We start from the raw sequence: 2,120 nt of genomic DNA, 5'->3' as shown, positions 1-2,120 counted from the left end.
TCCGCCACCGCCCTCCGCGCCATCACGCCAGCCATGGACAACCGCCCCCACAAACCCTGGCACCGCTGGCTCGGCATCCTGCTCACCGACCTGTTCGTTGGCCGCCCCTGGTCGGTGACCATGGAAGAGGAGTTGTCGCTCAAGAGTCAACGACTCGACATCCTCATCATCGAACGGCGCGACGCCGCGAGTGCGACCGCCGATCCAGCCGGCGTGGATGGCCTCCCCGATGGCTTGGAGAATCTGGCTGCCCACAACCTGCTCAGCGACAAATCCGCCGCGGAGCCGTTCAACGCCTGGGCGCTGGAAGAGCGCGTCAGCCACTACGTAACCTACCGGAAGCTGGCCTCGCTCCGCGCCCGCCGCGGCGCGCGCGGGACCGATGAGCCGCCGGCCGAACCCGCGGGCGCCTACCCGTTGCTGCCGGCGCGCGACGTTCGCCGCTACGCCATCGCCACCCGCGCAGCCGCATTGGCATCTTCTTGCGTGACCAACTGGCCGCCACCGGTGGCCTGGAGACTGCCATGGCATACACCGTTGAAGAGTTCGAACGCGACGCGATGCGGGATCTTCTGGAAGACGTCCTGCGCGATCCCAAGCACCTGAAGACGTTCCTCGATCGCCTGGTGGAAGAGGATCGGCTGCGCGAGCTTGCCCCCGAGGAGCGGCTGCGCGGACTCGCCCCCGAGGAGCGGCTACGCGGACTCGCCCCCGAGGAGCGGCTACGCGGACTCGCCCCCGAGGAGCGGCTACGCGGACTCGCCCCCGAGGAGCGGCTACGCGGACTCGTCCCCGAGGAGCGGCTGGAAGGTCTCGATCCCGAGTTCATCGAAGCCTGGCTGAAGCAACAGCGCCGTCACGACCATTGACTGTTGACGACCCCGCCAAGGTCATTGAGAACCGTAGGGCGCAATAGCCAGCGATCGTGCGGTGCCCTCCCCTGCGGCGCAATACGGCAGTCGCCAATTGCGCCCTACGCTCTGCCACCGCCAGCCGTGACACCGCGCCAGGCGGCGCGGAATTCCGTGGACTGCGCCAGCGCTTGCCCGCTCGGCCGGAATGAATACTCAAGTGACAGATCGGCATGCTAATAGCCGGAGGTGGGCACAATGAGAAACCATAGCGTAGCCAAGCAGACGGCCAAGATGGTCTGGCCGAACCCGCCACCATCGGCGGGTGCTGAGCTGGCTGCAATTACACGTGTCGTAGAAACACTCAAGGCAGATCCGCAAGCCCTTCAACGCGTGATGCAACGCGCGGGCATCGTGTCGGGAAACGGTAAGTTAACCCAAGAATTTGGCGGCTAATGGCCTCGAGCCCCCGTTACGAAATTCTACCTGGTCTGCTGTTAGGCTTTCACGGCACAGACCGTCAGATCGTTGAGCGGGTTCTGGCTGGTGAGTGCGACCTCGCGCCCAGCCAAAACAGTTACGACTGGCTTGGGCATGGCATCTATTTTTGGGAGTACAGCCCGCAGCGGGCGCTCGATTTCGCCAAACAAGCAGCGGCAGATCCACATATCACCAAGGGGCGCATCGAAAATCCGGCAGTGATTGGTGCGGTCATCGACCCCGGACTGTGTCTCAACTTCCTCGAGGCGTCTGCGCTCGATCAGTTGATCGAGTCCTACAAGGCACTCCAGGCATCGAACCTGCCTGAACTGCCGAAGAATGTTGGCGGCATCGATAAGCGTCAGCGCCACCTTGACTGCGCCATAGTCGAACTGCTTCATGCGATACGCGAAGACGCCACCACAGAGCAAGGTCAGACATTGTCCCCGTACCAGACAGTGCGCGGTGCTTTTTGGGAAGGCGGCGAGTTATATCCAGATGCTGGATTTCGACAGAAAAACCATGTGCAACTGGTGGTAAGAGATACCGGCTGCATCAAAGGCTATTTTCGCCCCATTCTGCCGTAGCAAGCGCAATGGTCAGCACCACGCTGAAAGAACAAACCCGACGCCGCTGCCCCGCCGGCCGCCGCGGATCTCGCAGCCCGTCGTTCCGGCAAGGATGCCGGAACCCAGTGCCATGGACGGTACCTCGCAGCCAGCCCGGTGCCGCCAGACCTGGCCCCCAAACGTCCGCGTCCAGCACCCAGGCCCGGCCACCACGCTTACC

3 protein-coding genes and 1 pseudogene are annotated in these 2,120 nt (G+C 63.6%); all 4 read left to right on the top strand.

Features of this window, described 5'->3' with window-relative positions; all coding sequences use genetic code 11:
• Positions 1 to 606: pseudogene (locus tag QZY03_RS13305) on the top strand (hypothetical protein); the annotation flags it as partial.
• A complete protein-coding gene (locus QZY03_RS13300; protein ID WP_295581761.1) occupies positions 561 to 869 on the top strand; it encodes a hypothetical protein in 309 nt (102 codons plus the stop codon). The pseudogene QZY03_RS13305 and the gene QZY03_RS13300, both read left to right, overlap by 46 nt.
• A gap of 240 nt (positions 870 to 1,109) precedes the next feature.
• Complete coding sequence (locus QZY03_RS13295; RefSeq protein WP_295581759.1) at positions 1,110 to 1,307, top strand: hypothetical protein; 198 nt, start codon at positions 1,110 to 1,112, stop codon at positions 1,305 to 1,307.
• Positions 1,307 to 1,918, top strand: a complete 612-nt coding sequence (locus QZY03_RS13290; RefSeq protein WP_295581756.1) for a hypothetical protein — start codon at positions 1,307 to 1,309, stop codon at positions 1,916 to 1,918. The genes QZY03_RS13295 and QZY03_RS13290 overlap by 1 nt, the downstream gene beginning before the upstream one ends.
• Positions 1,919 to 2,120: the final 202 nt, after the last annotated feature.

This window comes from uncultured Lamprocystis sp. (assembly GCF_903933125.1).
GTDB lineage: Bacteria > Pseudomonadota > Gammaproteobacteria > Chromatiales > Chromatiaceae > Thiodictyon.
Note: the sequence above shows the minus strand (reverse complement) of the source record. Positions and strands in the feature narration are given on the sequence as shown.

Excerpts from the sequence above, each read along its gene's own strand:
- QZY03_RS13290 (WP_295581756.1), top strand. The coding sequence starts at position 1,307 with ATGGCCTCGAGCCCCCGTTACGAAATTCTACCTGGTCTGCTGTTAGGC.
- QZY03_RS13295 (WP_295581759.1), top strand. The coding sequence starts at position 1,110 with ATGAGAAACCATAGCGTAGCCAAGCAGACGGCCAAGATGGTCTGGCCG.
- QZY03_RS13300 (WP_295581761.1), top strand. The coding sequence starts at position 561 with ATGCGGGATCTTCTGGAAGACGTCCTGCGCGATCCCAAGCACCTGAAG.